Raw genomic sequence first — 16,692 nt, 5'->3', positions numbered from 1 at the left:
GGTTGGTGGAGCCGATCACCAGCCGTCCGACAGGAGCCGCCCATGTTGCCCGCAATCCGGCGTACGATCGCCGTCGCCATCGCGGCGACGTTCGCCTCGCTGGCCGTGGGGGCCGGTGTGCCCACGGTCGCGCAGGCCAGCGACCCGCTGTTCTCGTGCCGCTCGCGTGGACCCGAGTGCCGCCAGCCCGGCGGGCCGTCCGTGAGCCTGCCGGAGCCCGACGGCACCATGAGCCCGGCGGAGTTCATCGCCGCGTCCGTGCCGGGCGCCCAGCAGAGCCGCCGCGAGGACGGGGTGCCGGTGTCGGTGACGATCGCGCAGGCGATCCTCGAGTCCGGCTGGGGCAAGAGCGCGCTGTCTACTGTGGACAAGAACTTCTTCGGCATGAAGTGCAACGGGCAGGGCAAGTACGCGACCGGCTGCCGCAGCCACGCCACGAGCGAGTGCACCGCGGCCGGGGCGTGCTTCGGGACCACGGCGTCGTTCCGGGTGTACGCCAGCGCGGCGGACTCGTTCCGCGACCACGGCTACACGCTGGCCACGCTGCCGCGGTACAGCGTCGCCTTCCAGTACCGCAACGACCCGAACCGCTTCGTGGCCGAGATGCACAAGGCCGGCTACGCGACCGACCCCGAATACACGGTCAAGCTGACCGGCATCATGGCCAAGTACGGCCTGTACCAGTACGACCTGCCCTGAGGTCAGGCGGTCAGGTCGAGAAGGCCGGACCAGCCGCCCGCGTAGAACGTGTAGTAGGCGTGCCCGTCGCGCCCCGCCGTGTACGCCTCGGTGGTGCCGAAGCTCGGGTTGTACAGGACCGAGGGCGCCCCCGCCATCGCGCCGCCCAGGCTGTTCCAGCCCGACCAGCCGCCCAGGTAGTAGATGTACCGCAGCTCGTCGGCCGGCGTGTGGACGTACACCTCCGTGGTGCCGGAGGTGGGGTTGTAGACGACGCCGGGGTCGGAGTCCACGGAGCCGCCGAGGTCGACCCAGGAGGACCAGCCGCTGAGGTAGTAGCGGTACTTCAGGGTGCCGTCGGCGGCGCGGGTGTATGCCTCGGTCGTGCCGTAGCGCGGGTTGTAGAGGACGCCGGGAGTGCCCTCGACGGTGCCGCCGAGGTTGATCCAGCCCGCCCAGCCGTTGAGGTAGTAGCGGTACGCCAGAGCCGCGCCGACCTTCGCGTAGACCTCGGTCGTGCCGTAGCGCGGGTTGTACAGCACCGCCGGGTCGGCCGCGGCCGGGCCGCCCAGGTCGATCCACGAGGACCAGCCGTTGAGGAAGTAGCGGTACGCGAGGTCGCCGCTCGCGAGCCGGGCGTACACCTCGGTGGTGCCGAAGCGCGGGTTGTACAGCACGGCCGGGGTGCCCGTGCCGTCGCCGCCGAGGTCGATCCAGTCCGCCCAGCCGTTGCTGAAGTAACGGTAGGCGACGTGACCGTTGGCGAGGCGGGCGTAGACCTCCGTGGTGCCGAAGCGCGGGTTGTAGAGCACCGCCGGGTCGGCCTGGGTGGTGCCGCCGAGGTCGGTCCAGCCGGACCACTCGCCGGACCGGTAGGCGTAGGCGAGCGAGCCGCCGGTGGTGCGGGCGTACACCTCGGTGGCGCCGAAGCGGGGGTTGAACAGGCTCACGGTCCGCGAGCCCGGGCGCGGCGGGTCGGCCTGACGGACGTAGAGCAGGCGGTTGGCGGTGGACGCGGCGGCGTACGCCGGGTACGTCGACATGTCCAGGGCGCCGACGGTCGAGCTCTGCACGAGGGCGGCGCGGACCAGTTGCGGGCTGTAGTCCGGGTGCGCCTCGAGGATGAGCGCGGCGGCGCCGGCCACGTGCGGGGATGCCATCGAGGTGCCGTCGAGCCGGCGGGTCGCGCTGTTGTCGGTGTTCCAGGCGGACAGGATGCCCTCGCCCGGCGCGAAGAGGTCGACGCAGGGGCCGTAGTCCGACCAGCGGACGGGGTGGTCGGAGGAGCTCGACGCGCCGACGACGATGGCCTCGGCGACGTCGCCGGGCGAGTTGTCGCAGGCGTTGAGCGGGTTGTCGTCGGCGTCGCCGTTGCCGGCGGCGACGGTCCAGGTGAGGCCGGAGTTGATGGAGCGGCGCACGGCGGTGGCGAGGATCTCGGTCTTCTCCCCGCCGAGGCTCATGTTCACCACGGCCGGGCGGGCCGCGTGGGCGGTCACCCAGTCGACGCCGGCGACGACCTCTGAGAGGTAGCCGTCGCCGCCGCAGTCCAGCACCCGCACGGCGACCAGGTTGATGCCCTTGGCCACGCCGTACGTGGTGCCGCCGATCGTGCTGGCGACGTGGGTGCCGTGCCCGTCGCAGTCGTTGGCGTTGGCCGGGTCGTTGCTGTTGCCGGCGTTCGCCGGGATCGGGTTGGGGTTGGTGGCCCGGTCGACGAAGTTGCGTCCGTAGCTCGCCCGGCCGCCGAACTGGGTGTGCGCGATGCGGATGCCGCTGTCGACGCTGTACGCGGTGACGTGGCCGGCGGTGTTGGGGTAGGTGTACACCGTGTCGGTGCCGCTGCGGTCGTCGATGCGCCCCAGGCTCCACGGCGCGTCGGCCTGCGTCGCGGTGGCGTGCAGCAGGATGTTGCGCTCGACCCGGGCCACCCCGGCCGCGGCCGCGAGCCGCCGCGCGTCGGCCTCGTCGAGGCCGTCGATCGCGAAGCCGTGCACGGCCGCGCTGAACTGCTCCTGCACCTCGCCGCCGAACCGCCCGGCGAGGTCGGCGGCGGCAGCGGCGACGGCGGCCCGGGCCTGTCCGGCGCTCTGAATCCCTGGCTGCTGCTCGAGCAGCACCACGTAGCCGGCGGCGGCGCCGGTCGGCGCCTCGCCGTACACCACGCCCTCCGGCGGCGCCGCCGGGCCGGGGGCCAGCAACGCCGCGAAGGTGGCCAGAGCGAGGGTGCCGATCACGCGTCATCACCTCAGGTGCTCGTTCGACTACGTGGAGTCACCATACCCGAGGGTGGCAGGCTGACACCTGATCAGTGCTCCGTTCGGCGGGCACAATACGTCGGTGGGACTTCTGTTCCAGACGCGCGCGTCGGACTCCTCGTGGATCGGCACCGTGTGGACGTGCACGAGCGAGCGCGTCGCGGAGATGACCTCGGTCGCCGGCGTGTCGTGGGGTCTCGTCTTCTGGCAGCGCGACGGCATCGCGTACACGAGCATCAGTGGACCCGAGACCAGGACCGGCACCGCGCCCGTGCCCGAGGGCGCGACGTTCGTCGGCATCGAGTTCGCCGTCGGCACGTCACTGCGGGTCGTGCCGACGCCCGCCCTGGTCGACGGCGGCGTGGAGCTGCCCGACGCCCACAGCCGCAGCTTCCGGCTGGACGGCGCCCGGTGGGAGACGCCCGGCGCCGACGACGCCGAGGCCCTCGTCGCGCGGCTCGTCCGCGCCGGCGTCGTGATCCGGGACCCGCTCGTCACAGGCCTGCGCCGCGGCGACCGGCCGGTGGCGACCGCGCGCACCGTCGAGCGCCGCTTCCGCGAAGCGACCGGCCTCACACAGGGCGCCGTCCGGCAGATCGAACGCGCCCGCATCGCCGCCGCGTGGCTCGCCTCGGGCGTCCCGGTCGCCGAGGTGGTCGCGGGCCTCGGCTACTTCGACGAGCCGCATCTGGCCCGGGCGCTGCGCCGGTACGTGGGCCGCACCGCCCGCCAGCTCCGCGACGGCACCGGCGGGCCGATCGCCCTGGCCCTGGATCAGCGGGCGACGTCGTAGATCAGCTTGACGACGCCGTTCGGGTACGCCGCCGACTCCCGCAGCCGCAGCACCTGCTTGGCCTTGTCCGCGTCGCTGAACAGGCGCTTGCCGGCACCGAGCAGGACCGGGAAGACGAGCAGATGATACCGGTCGATGAGCCCTTCGTCCGACAGGCGCCGGGCCAGCTCCGCGCTGCCGTGGATGAAGATCGCGCCACCGTCGCCGCGCTTGAGCTCGGCCACGTCCCCGGCCGACCGCAGAATCGCCGTCGATCCCCATCCGTCGACGAGGGCGTCGCCGGCCAGCGTCGCCGAGACCACGTACTTCGGCAGGTCCTTGTACGCGGCGTGGTCCTCCGAGCCGCGCCACACCGGCGCGAACACCTCGTAGCTGCGCCGCCCGAACATCAGCGCGGTCGTCTCCTGCAGCTCCTCGCCCTTGAGCGAGAACGCCTCGGGCAGGAACTCGACGTCGTTGACCACCCAGCCGCCGCTGCGGTGCTCCTCACCGGGCCCGCCGCCGGGCGAGTCGACCACCCCGTCGAGCGACACGAACCCTGTGTAGACCAGCTCACGCATGACCCTGCTTCTCCTCAGCCCGGCAACGAGATCGACAAGGATGCTAGGACCCGCCGCCGTGACCGTCTTGTACAGAAACGACGCACCGCCGCCCCGTTGTCGAGAGCGGCGCCTGCCGGTCGGCCGGGTTGGTATGCCGAGGTGCGGGCGCGTCAGGAGGCGGGTTGTGACCGGTCGGCCAGGTGCGATCGGACAGCGCTGAGGAATGCCTCTGTCCGGGGCTCAGGTCCGGGGCCGTAGTTGATGTGACCGCCGTCCTCGGTCCACTCGCCCAGAACGGTGTACCTGGTGCCGTCGATCACTGAGCGAGCCTCCTCGAGGACGATGTACCGCACGCGGGCGTCATGGGCCGACACTGCCATGGCGGCGAAGTGCGCTTCGGCCGGATGCTGCGCGGCCGGGAACACCACGAGGAGCACGTGGTGGTCGGCAACGAGGTGGTGACTCACGGCCAGGCCGGTCGCGGGCAGCCGTTCGTGATCGGGCAGCGTCTGCCCCACGCGGTCCCAGACCGCGTCGAGGTCGAGCCGGCCATCCCGCCCGGCGCTCACCAGGTCGATGCCGAGCCGGAACAGCCCTGAGGGCAGCTCGCGATGCGCGAAGAGGTAGTGATGGCGGCGCGGACCGTCGGACATGCGCCGACGCTAGCAAGGCCCCTCATGGCTCGTTTCGGGGGGCGCGGCGAAAGGACATCGGTTCGTAAGAATCACGGCGGGGCGGGGATCGTAGGGTCGTGTCGTGGTCCTCAGACGTCTTGGCGCATCCGTCATTGCCGCGCTCGCCGTGCTCGTCGTCGCGGCCGGCTGCGCAGACGGCGCCTCCACCGGCGCGGCCGGGCCCGGGAGTCCATCCGCGCCGGCCCCGGCTGTCACGGCTGGCGCCTCACCCGCCACCTCCGGCGCCACGGCGGCCCCGCCGACGCTGTCGTTCACCGCGCGGACCGTCGGTGGCGGCGAGTTCAACGGCGCCAGCCTGGCGGGGAAGCCGGCCGTGCTGTGGTTCTGGGCGCCGTGGTGCCCGACGTGCGCCGGTCAGGCCAAGGGGGTGAAGGCGACCGCCGAGCAGCTGGCCGGCAAGGTGAACGTCGTGGGCGTCGGCGGCCTCGACGACGAGCCGGCGATGCGCCGGTTCATCACCGAGTGGAAGCTGGACGCGGTGCCGCACCTGTCCGACGAGGCGGGCACCGTGTGGAAGAAGTTCGGGGTCACCTCGCAGAGCACGTTCGTGCTGCTGGACAGCCGCGGGACGGTGGTGCACAAGGGCGTCCTGCGAGGCGATGACCTCCCCGGCCGGGCCGCCGCGCTGACCTGATGGCCGACCTCGGGCTCGCGCTGGCGGCGGGGCTGGTCGCCGCGATCAATCCTTGCGGGTTCGCGCTGCTGCCGGTGTACCTGACGCTGCTGGTCCTCGGTGACGACAGCCCCGGCCGGGCGGTGGCGGTGCGGCGGGCGCTCGGCGCCACGGCCGCGATGACGGCCGGGTTCGTCGCGGTGTTCGGGGTCGTGGGGTTGGTGATCTCGCCGGTCGCCGGTGCGCTGTACCGGTTCCTGCCGTGGTTCACCGTCGGGTTCGGGCTGCTGCTGGTGCTGCTCGCCGGTTGGCTGCTCGCCGGTCGGCACCTGCCGTCGTTCGGGCTGCGGCCGGTGCGGGGTCCGCGGGTGCGGCGCTCGGCCGGCTCGATGACGCTGTTCGGTGCCGCGTACGCGTCGGCGTCGCTGTCCTGCACCATCGCCCCGTTCCTGGCGATCGTCGCCTCCAGCTTCCGCGCGGGCTCGGTCCTGGCCGGGGTGGGCCTGTTCGTCGCGTACGCCGCCGGCATGGGCCTGCTGGTCGGTGTCGCGGCGCTGGCCGTGGCCCTGGCCCGGCCCACGGCGCTGACCGGGCTGCGCCGGTTCGGCCCCGCACTGTCCCGGATCGGCGGTGCGGTCCTGCTCGTCGCCGGCGGGTACGTCGCCTACTACGGCTGGCACGAGCTGAGCGGCGCGGTCGACGACCCGGTCATCGCGGCGGCGCAGCAACTGCAACAGGCGCTGGTCCGCGCGGTGGAAGCGTCCGGCACCGCGTGGATCGCGGCGCTCTTCGGCCTACTGCTCACCGGCGTTCTGACAGCACGAACGATCCGCGTCCGCCGTGCCGGACGGACCGCCGCCCCCGGACAGGAGCCTGGCGACGCCCCGCACACAGACGCAGGACGGTGACGTGCCCTCTCACCCGGAGCGCCGGACAATCGCTCGGTCCGGGTGAGTTTGGCGGGACCGAGCGGATATTGGTTTGTACGGTACGGCTCGGGGCGCCGACGCGCGGACCCGTGGCGCAAGGTCTACACCAAGATCTACGATCCTTGGAGGCCATGTTGACTACCACGGCCATCGATCTGGACACCCTTTCCGTCAACACCATCCGCGGCCTGTGCATGGACGCGGTCCAGCGGGCGGAGTCCGGACATCCGGGCACGCCGATGGGGATCGCGCCGGTCGCGTACACCCTGTGGCAGCGGTTCCTGCGGTTCGACCCGGCCGATCCGATCTGGCCGAACCGGGACCGGTTCGTGCTGTCCGAGGGCCACGCCTCGGCCCTGCTGTGGTCGCTGCTCCACCTGACCGGGGCACGGGCGGTCGACCCGGACTACGAGGTGCTCGGCCGTCCCTCGATCACGCTCGAGGACCTCAAGACCTTCCGCCAACTCGACTCGCGCGCTCCCGGCCACCCCGAGTACCGGTGGACGAGCGGCGTCGAGGCCACCACCGGGCCGCTCGGCCAGGGGGACGCGACCTCGGTGGGGATGGCCATCGCCGGCCGGTGGCTGGCTTCCCGGTACAACCGGGACGACTTCCCGATGTTCGACTTCGACGTGTACTCGATCACCGGCGACGGCGACATGATGGAAGGCGTCGCGTCGGAGGCCGCCTCGCTCGCCGGTCACCTGCGGCTGGCCAACCTGTGCTGGATCTACGACTCGAACCGGGTGACGATCGAGGGCTCCACCGACCTCGCGTTCACCGAGGACGTGGCCGAGCGGTTCCTGGCGTATGGCTGGAACGTCACGACCGTTGCGGACGCCAACGACCTGGACGCCGTGGAGCGGGCGCTGCACAACTTCCGGACCGAACGCGAGCGCCCGACGCTGATCGTGGTGCACAGCCACATCGGCTACGGCTCCCCGGTCGAAGGCACCGCGCAGGCGCACGGCAAGCCCCTCGGGGCGCAGGCCGTCCGGGAGACCAAACGGTTCCTCGGCATGCCAGAGGACATCGACTTCTACGTCCCCGACGACGTGTACGGGTGGTTCGCCCAGGGCATCGGTGCCCACGGTGGCGCGGCCCGCGCCGCCTGGCGGTCGAGCTTCGAGGGGTACCGGGCGCGGTATCCGGAGCTGGCCGACGAGATCGAGCGGATGCAGCGCCGCGAGCTTCCGGACGGCTGGCAGGACGCGCTTCCCACCTTCCCGGCCGATGCGAAGGGCATCGCCACCCGCGAGTCCTCGGGTCAGGTGCTCAACGCGCTGGCGCAGGCGGTGCCGTGGCTGTTGGGCGGGTCGGCCGACCTCTCCCCGTCCACCGACACGCGCCTTACGTTCCCCGGCGCCGGCGACTTCCAGGCCGACGAGTTCGGACGCAACTTCCACCTCGGTATCCGCGAGCACGCGGCGGCGGCGATCGCCAACGGGATGGCGCTGACCAAGCTCCGCCCGTACTGGTCGACCTTCCTGATCTTCTCCGACTACGCCCGTGGCGCGATCCGGCTGTCGGCCTTGATGGAGATCCCGACGGTGCACATCTTCAGCCACGACTCGATCGGGGTCGGCGAGGACGGGCCGACCCATCAGCCCGTCGAGCAGCTCGCCTCGCTGCGGGCCACGCCGGGGCTGCAGGTGTTCCGGCCGGCCGACGCGAACGAGGTGGTCGAATGCTGGCGGGTGGTCGCTGGACTGCGACGTGAGCCGGCAGCGCTCGTGCTCACCAGACAGCCGGTGCCGACCTTCGACCGCACCCGGTTGGCCGGCGCGGACGGGGTCGCGAGGGGCGCGTACGTGCTGGCCGACGCGCCGTCCGGCGAGCCGGACGTGATCCTGCTGGCCACCGGCTCGGAGGTCGCGCTCGCGCTCGCGGCGCGCGACGAGCTCGCCGCCGACGGGATCGGTGCCCGGGTCGTGAGCATGCCGTGCTGGGAGCTGTTCGACCGGCAGCCGCGGCAGTACCGCGACGAGGTGCTGCCACCGGCGGTGCGGGCCCGGGTCGCGGTCGAGCAGGCGTCCACGCTCGGCTGGGAACGGTACGTGGGCGACGCCGGCGCGATCGTCGGCATGCACACGTTCGGCGCCTCCGCACCGCTCAAGCAGCTGCAGAAGAAGTTCGGGTTCACACCAGAACGGGTGACGCAGGTCGCCCGGGAACAAGCGGCCGCGAACCCCTGACCGTCGAGGCGGCCTCGCCCGGCGCAGGCAACGAGGGGTTGTGGCAGGCAAGGAGGGGTTGTGGCAGGCAAGGAGGGGACGTGAAGGCAACCCAGACGCTGCACGAGCACGGGCAGAGCCTCTGGCTCGACAACATCACCCGGGGCATGCTCGACTCGGGCAAGATCCAGCACTACATCGACAAGTACTCGGTCACCGGCCTCACCTCGAATCCTTCGATCTTCGACAAGGCCATCGAGTCCGGCTACTACGACGACGCGATCCGGCAGGGGTCCAGGGCCGGGCTCTCCAGCGAGGAGCTGTTCTACGAGCTGGCGATCGAGGACCTGCGGCGGGCGGCCGACGAGTTCCTGCCGGTGCACGAGCGCACCGACGGCGTGGACGGGTGGGTGTCGCTCGAGGTGTCGCCGCTGCTCGCGTCCGACACGGCGGGGACGATCGAGGCCGCCAAGACGCTGCACGCCCGGGCCGCACGGCCCAACCTGCTGATCAAGATTCCCGGGACGGCGGAGGGCCTGCCGGCGATCACCGAGTGCGTGGCGTCCGGGGTGCCCGTGAACGTCACCTTGCTGTTCTCACCGGAGCAGTACGAGGCCGCCGCGGACGCGTACCTGGCCGGCGTCGAGCGCCGGATGGAGCGCCAGCTCGATCCCGCCGTGGGGTCGGTCGCCTCGGTCTTCATGTCCCGCTGGGACGTCGAGGTCGCCACCCGCGTGCCGGAGGAGCTCAAGGACGAGCTCGGGCTTGCCGTGGGCCTGGCCACCTACCGGTCGTACCGGCAGCTCATGGACTCCGACCGGGTGCAGCGTGTGCAGAACTCCGGCGGGCGGATCCAGCGGCTGCTGTGGGCCAGCACCAGGACGAAGGACCCGGCCGCCTCCGACACGCTCTACGTGTACGGGCTCGCCGCGCCGTTCACGATCAACACCATGCCCGACGTCACGTTGGAGGCGTTCTACGACCACGGCGAGATGGGGGCGCCGATGCCCGCCGACGGCGATGGCTGCGACGCGATGCTGGCCCGGTTCCGTGAGACCGGCCTCGACGAGGGTGCCCTCGCCGCGAAGCTGCAGTCCGACGGGGCGAAGCAGTTCGTCGCCGCCTGGAACGACCTCGTGGAGAGGATCTCCGCACAGCGTGCCGCGGTCGCCTGATGCCGGCCGGGCGGATGCGTCACCGGCCGTCCGGCAGGTACCAGTGGTGCGGCGCGATGAGCCGGTGAACGGCGTCCGGGCCCCACGACCCGGGGTCGTACGGCTGCACCGGTGGCGGATTGTCCAGCAACGGGCCGGACACCTTCCAGAGCCGCTCGACACCGTCGGCGCGGGTGAACAACGACTGGTTGCCCAGCATCGCGTCGAGGATGAGCCGTTCATAGCCGGCCAGCGCGCACTGGGTGCAGAAGGAGTCCGCGTACCGGAACGTCATGGCAGCCTCGGTGAGGCGCATGGTGGCGCCGGGCTCCTTGGCCAGGAAGCGGGCCGCGATCCAGCCCGGATCGTCGAAGTCGATCACCAGCTCGTTGTTGGACATCGCGCACGCCAAACTCGGGTCCAGCGCGAACATCCGCAGGGCCGGCTGCTTGAGCCCGAGGGTGACCACCTGCCGCCGCTGCCCGAGCGACTTGCCGGAGCGCAGGTAGAACGGCACCCCCGACCAGCGCCAGTTGTCCACCTCGACGCGGGCGGCGACGAACGTCTCGGTCTGCGAGCCGGGATCGACGCCGGGCTCGTCGCGGTAGCCGCGGTACTGGCCGCGCACCACCTGGGTGGGGTCCACCGGCGGCATGGCCTCGAAGACCTTGGTGGTCTCGTCGCGCAGCTGCTTGGCGGCCAGGGAGGTCGGCGGCTCCATGGCCACGAAACCCAGCACCTGGAACAGGTGCGTGACGATCATGTCGCGGAACGTGCCGGTCTGTTCGAAGAACCCGGCGCGGCCCTCGATCCCGATCGTCTCGGGCACGTCGATCTGCACGTGGCTGATGTGGTCGCGGTTCCAGATCGGCTCGAACAGTCCGTTGGCGAACCGCAGGGCGAGGATGTTGTCGACCGACTCCTTGCCGAGGAAGTGGTCGATGCGGAACACCTGGGACTCGTCGAAGGTGGTGTGGATGGCGTCGTCGAGCGCGCGGGCGGAGGCGAAGTCCGTGCCGAACGGCTTCTCGACGATGACGCGTGCGTTGCCCGCCAGGCCGGTGTCGCCGAGCATGCCGATCGTGGGCGTGAAACCCCGCGGCGGCACGGCCAGGTGGAACAGCCGGCGGGGGTGCCCGCCGATCGCCTGCTCGGCCGTCGCCACCGCGTCGAGCAGCGGTTGCGGGTGCGCCGGCTCCGCCGAGCCGTAGGACAACGACTCGGCGAACTCGTGCCACGCCTCGCCGGTCGGCTCCGCCGTGCCGAACTCGGCCACCGCGTCCCTGGCGCGCCGGCGGAACTCGTCGTCGGTGACCGCGGAGCGGGCCGAGCCGACGATCCGATAGCGGGGCGGCAGTAGACCCGCCCTGGCCAGGCTGAACAGCCCGGGTAACAGCTTGCGTCTGGCGAGGTCCCCGGTGGCGCCGAAGAGCACGATCACGTGATCCTCGCGGGGTGCGCCCTCCTGCCGCGGCGTCACCGACTCCCTGACACCAGGCGCTGCATACTGAACGCTCATGATCCCTGGTCACTCCGACCGTTGCGGATGTACGTGTACTCCTGACCGCTACCCGGCCCGGCGGCTCGTACACCGATGACCGCGCCGGTGGAGTCCGGCACCGGTGCTACACCATCCAGGCCATGTTCGAGGCCTGGGTCGGGTAGACGAACAGCGCTTCCCTCAGCGCGTCGGCGCGGATGTCCGCCCGGATGGCGAGCGCGAAGAGGTTCGAGAGCTCGTCGGCCTCGGGGCCCAACAGGTGCGCGCCGAGAATCCTGCCGCTGCCCTTCTCGATCAGGACCTTGTACATCGATGCCGGCTCGGCGACCCGTCGCGCCGAGTACCAGCTCGAGGTGTCCGCCTGCTTCACGTCGAAGCTCAGGCCCTCGGCCCGGGCCTCCTGCTCGGTCATCCCCACCGCGCCCAATGCGGGGATCGAGTAGACCACGCTCGCCCGGCCGCGGTAGTCCGTCGTGTGCTGGTCGCCGTTCAGGAGGTTCTCGGCGACGAGGCCGCCCTCGTACTGAGCGAAGGGCGTCTCGGGAAGACCGCCGCTGCTGGCCGCGTCCCCCGCCGCGTACACCGCTGGGTTCGAGACGCTCCGCAGGTAGTCATCGACCCGGATTCCGTGGCGATCGACCTCGATCCCGGCGGTGGACAGGTCGAGGTCGTCGATCTCGGGTGCGCGACCGGCCGCGTGGACGACCATGTCCGCCTCGAACACCTCGGATCCCGAATCGGTCGCGGCCGTGACCCTGAAGTTCCCCGGCGTTCCTTCGACCCCCGTGACCTGGGCGCCGGTCCGGACGTCGATGCCCGCGTCGTGGGTGCGCACCAGGAGCCGGGCCACGAGGTCCTGGTCGAACTGTTTGAGGGGCCGGTCGCCCTGCTGCAGGATGGTGACCGTCGCGCCGGCCCTGGCCGCGATGTGGCCGAACTCGAAGGCGATGTAGCCGCCTCCGACGAACACGATCCGCCGGGGCAGCTCCTGCAGGTCGAGGAACTGGTCGCTGCGGGTGAGGTGCTCCTCGCCCGGGATGCCCAGCTTTCTCGGCCACGCGCCGGTCGCCACGACCAGGTTCGCGGCGTCGAGCACGTCCTGGCCGACCTCGATCGAACGCTCGCCGACGAAGCGAGCCCGCCCGTGGAAGGTCTCCACCCCCTCCTTGACGAGCATCTCCTCCTGCTGCCGGGGAAACGGGTCCGTGAACGTGGCCTTGAACCGGATGAGCTCCGGCCAGTCGATGCGCAGATCCCCGGTGACGCCGCGGCCCTGCATGCGACTTCTCCGGTCGATGATCTCGGCCGCTCCCACCAGCACCTTCTTGGGGTCACAGCCGCGCAACCCACAGGTGCCGCCGTAGGGCCGGGAATCAACGATCGCCACGTTCCGGCCGGCCGCCTCGCATCGCGCGGCCACCGTTGAGCCGGCTTCCCCAGTTCCGATCACGACGACATCAAAGGACTTCTTCATGATCCTCCTTCTGAGGTACCTCGTCGTTGACGGCAGCAACGATCTGGCGCCGCCGCGTGAGTGCTGCCCGCCCGGCTGCCCGTGAGTGTGCTGCCCTACCCAGGTCCACGGCCCCCGACACATCCGCCGCCTCCCGCGCCCCCGCGGCCTGGTTACCATCGTGTCGGCGCATGATGGAAGACGACGTCCACCGGCTCATCCGAGTGCGCTCAGTGGGGGAGTACCGCCGTGACCAAGGACATCACGTACCGCAGGATCTACGAGGAGTCCTCGCCGGACGACGGCAAGCGGGTGCTGGTCGATCGCGTCTGGCCGCGGGGGATGCGCAAGGAGGCCGCGCAGCTCGACGAGTGGCTGCGTGACGTCGCTCCTTCCACCGAGCTGCGCCGCTGGTACGGCCACGAACCCGGCCGCTTCGACGAGTTCCGCCGCCGCTACCTCACCGAACTGCGCGAGCCCGAGCGCCAGGAGGCCACAGAGCATCTCCGAGCCGTCGCCGCCCACGACAAGGTGACGCTGCTGACCGCCACCCACGACGTCGACCACAGCCAGGCCGCCGTCCTCGCCGAGTGGCTGACCGGCGCCAGGACCTCCACGACCTGACCCGGTCAGGGTGCGTGACGATTCCTGACCGCCGGTGCGGTCCCGGCCGTGACGCCGCACGGCCGGGACCGGGGAGGAGGGCTACGGCGTGACGTCGGCGCTGTCGATCGCCACGTTCCATCCGCTGCTGGCCGCGTTCTTCGTGCCGGTCAACCGGATCCGCAGGGTGTGCGAGCCGGCCGCGAGCACCGGGCTCGTCCACGCCACGCCCGAGGCGTTGCGCGCCGCGGCGTAGTTGTCGACCAGGGTCTCGGCGCCGCCGTCGAGCGACAGGGCCATGATCTGCTGGTCGGCGTCGCGGACGGCGTGCAGCGCGACCTGGGTGCCGGTGAAGCGGAAGGTGGCCGTGGCGCCGGCGACGTGGCTCCAGTTCGCGGTGCCGTTGAACATGTCCGGGACCCCCGTCGTGACGCCCCAGTTCGCGCCGTACGAGAAGTCGGGGCTGTTGGCGTCGACGATGAGCGGGCCGCCTGTGGTGCCGCCGTCCAGCGGGGTGCCGAGCGTGACGGTGTACGCGTCCGAGCCCGACGTCATCGGCACCGCCACGTTCAGCGGGCCGCCCGTGACGGCGACGTCGGTGCTGGAGACGACCGCCGGGCCGGTCAGCGGGGACTGGTTGGCGATGCGGGCCACGGTGACGCGGGCGCGGCCGCTGGTGACGAGCCACGACGGCACGCCCCGGATCGCCACCGTGGTGGTGCCGGTCTGGCCCGTCTGGTTGCCCAGCAACGCGACCGCGCGGCCGGCGTTGCGGTCGATGCTCGCGGCGACGCCGATCGGACCCGAGCCGGTCGCCGCGACGAGGTTCCCGGTCATCTGGGCGTAGGCGCGGTACGTCCACCACTGCCCGGTGGGCTGCCCGTTCCACAGCACCGAGTCGAGCGTGCCGGCGACGCAGCAGTCCGACCAGATCGCGTGCGCCGCCGCGGAGACGTTGGACGCGGCCAGGCGGGACAGGAACCAGGCGAGGTACCCCGGCTGCTACTGCCCGGAGAAGAGGTACTCGTCGATGGTGAGCGGCAGCGCCGCCACCCCGCGCGCGGACAGGATCGCCGCCGCGTCGGCCGAGTCGGCCAGGGGGTCGTTGCCGAAGTGGTAGCCGGTGAGGTCGACGTCGGTACGGCCGTCGGGGGGAGGCGCCGGTGCGGGGGTGTCCACGCCGAGGTCCTCGTCGGGGACGCCGCTGTAGCCGCCGGCGAGTGCCGCCGGGTCACGCCAGGTCCAGGGATCGAACATATCCACGGGTTACCCCGATGGCCGCCGCTCATGCGGATCGAGTCCGTCGAACAGGATCTGGCGGTCGTCGATCACAATGAGAAACCGCCGTCGAGCGTCAGCAATCCGCAAACGACAAACGTGGGAATGGTGCCGTGCCGGCGCCGCCACGAATTCGGCCGGTCTATTCCGGCCCTCAATGCCGGAAGTTCTATTTCGGAATCGGTTTGCGGTCCAGCGGAATGGCGCAACCTTGACATGGGCCAACTGTCCGCCACGCCACAAGTCGACCTGCAGGTCCGGGAATGAGCCATCGGGCAGACTCCGGGAACTGAATCGACGGCTTGCTGGTCAGGCCTGGTGGCGCTAGCCAAACGGCTATGTGGCTGTATGATTTGCGGCATCGCCGAAACGACGAAGACCGTCATTCTCGGCCGCACCAATAGGTGTGATCTGGGTCACTCCAAGCCTGCGCCGATATGTCCGATCCGGGGCTTACGTGGGTTTTCTGAATCGTACTGCTTCTTAGCTTTGACTTAAGGCTGTTAAAGGTAGCGGTGTGTCTATACCTCAAGGATTCATTCCCTCGCCGAACCGTGGCATGCTTTCGAACGGAATGGTTACGGCAATGTCTCGGACGGCGCTGAACGCCGGTCATCACGCAGTCAATGAGCGTGTACCGCAGACAAAGGAAAGTTGTAGTTAGGTCTGGAACCCCGACCGAACTTTCATGCCGACAAGATCCGACAGGCCAATGGCCGTCGACGGACGGATGTCGACTGACCGGGAGGATTCCCACAGCATGAACCAGCACTCCACCTCGCATGACCTCACCGACGGGCTGCCCAGCGTCCCCGCCGACGAGTTCCCGCTCCACCCCGCGCAGACCTTTTCGCGTTCCGCGACCGGCCGCAGCCCGCTACGCCGCGCGGGCGTCGGCATCGTGGCGGCGGTGCTCGCCGCCGGCAGCCTGAGCGCGTGCAAGGATCTCCCCGACCTTGGCGCTCTCCCCGCCTATGGCGCGCAGCCCGGCGCCTCCGCGAGCACGGGCGTCGCCCCGTCCGCCTCCACCGGCCTGGGTAGCCCCTCCGCTTCGGCCTCGGCTTCTGCCTCGGCTTCGGCTTCGCCCTCCGGCTCCACGGCTCCCACGCCGACGAGCACCAGCACGACGCCGCCGGGCGCGGGCGGAAACCCGACCTACACGGTGGCCGGCTTCCCCGCCGCCAACAACACCGGCTACCCGCAGGGCCTGCCCGGTGACACGCGCAAGAAGGTGACGCTGACGCCGTACACCGGCCCGATGACGATCACGGTCGCCGGCACGGTCATCGACGGCAAGGACATCAACGGCCACATCGAGATCAAGGCCAAGAACGTGACGATCCGCAACAGCCGGATCCGCGTGGCCAACGTGCAGGCCGTGACCTCCACCGACGACAACGCCAACCTGCGCATCGAGGACACCGAGATCGACGGCCAGCTCAAGGACGCGTCGACCGGTGGTATCGCCCTCATCGGCCGCACCGGCTACACCCTCCTGCGGGTCAACGCCCACGGCTCCGGTGACATCCTGCGCATCGACGGCCGCGGCACGGTCCAGGACTCCTGGCTGCACGACCCGGGCGGCTCCGGCTCCGCCCAGCACAACGACGTCATCCAGTCGACGAACGCGACGTACGTCCGCATCCTGCACAACCGCCTGGAGAACCAGCACACCCAGACGTCGTGCATCCTGCTCAAGGCCGACATCGGCCCGATCAGCGACGTGGTCGTCGACAGCAACCTGATGAACGGCGGCGGCTACTCGTTCTACTGGTACGACGCCGGCTACAAGATCACCAACGGCAAGGTCACGAACAACAAGTTCATGCGCCAGTCCGGCGGCGGCTTCTGGCCCAAGGGCGGCTACTACGGCACCCAGGCCCTGAACGCCTCGACGCTCCCCACGTGGAGCAACAACACCTGGGCCGACAACGGCCAGCAGATCGGCAGGTAAGTCAGCGGGACCATCAGTCAGGGGGCGCGACCCGGAACTCCGGGCCGCGCCCCTGACTGTGTACGCA

16 protein-coding genes are annotated in these 16,692 nt (G+C 70.8%); 9 read left to right on the top strand and 7 right to left on the bottom strand.

What is annotated here, in order from left to right:
• The first annotated feature begins 42 nt into the window (after positions 1 to 42).
• Positions 43 to 699 carry a sporangiospore maturation cell wall hydrolase GsmA gene (gene gsmA, locus ACQEVZ_RS01190; protein WP_433360028.1) on the top strand — a complete coding sequence of 219 codons (657 nt, stop codon included), beginning with the start codon at positions 43 to 45 and terminating at the stop codon, positions 697 to 699.
• A 2-nt stretch (positions 700 to 701) separates the two neighbouring features.
• Here the strand turns inward: gsmA and ACQEVZ_RS01185 are convergent, their stop codons facing one another.
• Positions 702 to 2,915: a S8 family serine peptidase gene (locus ACQEVZ_RS01185; protein WP_433360025.1), complete on the bottom strand. Its 2,214-nt coding sequence runs from the start codon at positions 2,913 to 2,915 to the stop codon at positions 702 to 704.
• A gap of 103 nt (positions 2,916 to 3,018) precedes the next feature.
• Between ACQEVZ_RS01185 and ACQEVZ_RS01180 the strand changes: the two genes are divergently transcribed.
• Entirely contained in the window at positions 3,019 to 3,729 is a 711-nt protein-coding gene (locus tag ACQEVZ_RS01180) for a helix-turn-helix domain-containing protein (RefSeq protein WP_433360022.1), read from the top strand.
• Here ACQEVZ_RS01180 and ACQEVZ_RS01175 read toward each other — a convergent pair.
• Positions 3,711 to 4,289 (bottom strand): dihydrofolate reductase family protein, encoded by a 579-nt coding sequence (locus tag ACQEVZ_RS01175; RefSeq protein WP_433360019.1) that lies wholly within the window; start codon positions 4,287 to 4,289, stop codon positions 3,711 to 3,713. The genes ACQEVZ_RS01180 and ACQEVZ_RS01175 overlap by 19 nt on opposite strands.
• A 152-nt stretch (positions 4,290 to 4,441) precedes the next feature.
• Positions 4,442 to 4,924, bottom strand: a complete 483-nt coding sequence (locus ACQEVZ_RS01170; protein ID WP_433360016.1) for a hypothetical protein — start codon at positions 4,922 to 4,924, stop codon at positions 4,442 to 4,444.
• 103 nt (positions 4,925 to 5,027) lie between these two features.
• On the opposite strand from ACQEVZ_RS01170, the gene ACQEVZ_RS01165 reads away from it, so the two are divergent.
• The 4 genes from ACQEVZ_RS01165 to tal all read left to right on the top strand — a co-directional run bounded on the left by ACQEVZ_RS01165 (position 5,028) and on the right by tal (position 9,857).
• Positions 5,028 to 5,600 carry a peroxiredoxin family protein gene (locus ACQEVZ_RS01165; RefSeq protein ID WP_433360013.1) on the top strand — a complete coding sequence of 191 codons (573 nt, stop codon included), beginning with the start codon at positions 5,028 to 5,030 and terminating at the stop codon, positions 5,598 to 5,600.
• On the top strand, positions 5,600 to 6,487 hold the full coding sequence (locus tag ACQEVZ_RS01160; protein WP_433360010.1) for a cytochrome c biogenesis CcdA family protein: 888 nt from the start codon (positions 5,600 to 5,602) through the stop codon (positions 6,485 to 6,487). The genes ACQEVZ_RS01165 and ACQEVZ_RS01160 overlap by 1 nt, the downstream gene beginning before the upstream one ends.
• A gap of 152 nt (positions 6,488 to 6,639) precedes the next feature.
• Positions 6,640 to 8,703, top strand: a complete 2,064-nt coding sequence (tkt, locus tag ACQEVZ_RS01155) for a transketolase (RefSeq protein ID WP_433360007.1) — start codon at positions 6,640 to 6,642, stop codon at positions 8,701 to 8,703.
• Between the two features lie 80 nt (positions 8,704 to 8,783).
• Positions 8,784 to 9,857 carry a transaldolase gene (gene tal / locus ACQEVZ_RS01150; RefSeq protein ID WP_354902846.1) on the top strand — a complete coding sequence of 358 codons (1,074 nt, stop codon included), beginning with the start codon at positions 8,784 to 8,786 and terminating at the stop codon, positions 9,855 to 9,857.
• A 19-nt stretch (positions 9,858 to 9,876) separates the two neighbouring features.
• Here the strand turns inward: tal and zwf are convergent, their stop codons facing one another.
• Positions 9,877 to 11,316 carry a glucose-6-phosphate dehydrogenase gene (zwf, locus tag ACQEVZ_RS01145; protein WP_433360004.1) on the bottom strand — a complete coding sequence of 480 codons (1,440 nt, stop codon included), beginning with the start codon at positions 11,314 to 11,316 and terminating at the stop codon, positions 9,877 to 9,879.
• A 145-nt stretch (positions 11,317 to 11,461) separates the two neighbouring features.
• The gene (locus ACQEVZ_RS01140) at positions 11,462 to 12,811 is read right to left on the bottom strand and encodes a dihydrolipoyl dehydrogenase family protein (RefSeq protein ID WP_433360001.1); all 1,350 of its coding nucleotides are present in this window, start codon (positions 12,809 to 12,811) and stop codon (positions 11,462 to 11,464) included.
• 228 nt (positions 12,812 to 13,039) lie between these two features.
• Here ACQEVZ_RS01140 and ACQEVZ_RS01135 point away from each other — a divergent pair, with 228 nt between their 5' ends.
• On the top strand, positions 13,040 to 13,414 hold the full coding sequence (locus tag ACQEVZ_RS01135) for a DUF488 domain-containing protein (RefSeq protein ID WP_433359998.1): 375 nt from the start codon (positions 13,040 to 13,042) through the stop codon (positions 13,412 to 13,414).
• An 81-nt stretch (positions 13,415 to 13,495) separates the two neighbouring features.
• Here the strand turns inward: ACQEVZ_RS01135 and ACQEVZ_RS01130 are convergent, their stop codons facing one another.
• Both ACQEVZ_RS01130 and ACQEVZ_RS01125 read right to left on the bottom strand, forming a co-directional pair.
• Positions 13,496 to 14,287 (bottom strand): hypothetical protein, encoded by a 792-nt coding sequence (locus ACQEVZ_RS01130; protein WP_433359995.1) that lies wholly within the window; start codon positions 14,285 to 14,287, stop codon positions 13,496 to 13,498.
• Positions 14,288 to 14,395: 108 nt separating this feature from the next.
• On the bottom strand, positions 14,396 to 14,650 hold the full coding sequence (locus ACQEVZ_RS01125; RefSeq protein WP_433359992.1) for a hypothetical protein: 255 nt from the start codon (positions 14,648 to 14,650) through the stop codon (positions 14,396 to 14,398).
• Between the two features lie 30 nt (positions 14,651 to 14,680).
• Between ACQEVZ_RS01125 and ACQEVZ_RS01120 the strand changes: the two genes are divergently transcribed.
• On the top strand, positions 14,681 to 14,938 hold the full coding sequence (locus ACQEVZ_RS01120) for a hypothetical protein (protein WP_344506393.1): 258 nt from the start codon (positions 14,681 to 14,683) through the stop codon (positions 14,936 to 14,938).
• Positions 14,939 to 15,431: 493 nt separating this feature from the next.
• The gene (locus tag ACQEVZ_RS01115; protein ID WP_433359989.1) at positions 15,432 to 16,625 is read left to right on the top strand and encodes a hypothetical protein; all 1,194 of its coding nucleotides are present in this window, start codon (positions 15,432 to 15,434) and stop codon (positions 16,623 to 16,625) included.
• The last annotated feature ends 67 nt before the right edge of the window (positions 16,626 to 16,692 follow it).

Origin of the sequence: Dactylosporangium sp. CA-152071 (assembly GCF_050936335.1) — a bacterium.
In the GTDB taxonomy this organism is placed as follows: domain Bacteria; phylum Actinomycetota; class Actinomycetes; order Mycobacteriales; family Micromonosporaceae; genus Dactylosporangium; species Dactylosporangium maewongense.
The sequence above is the reverse complement of the archived record's forward strand: the minus strand, read 5'-3'. Positions and strand labels throughout refer to the sequence as shown.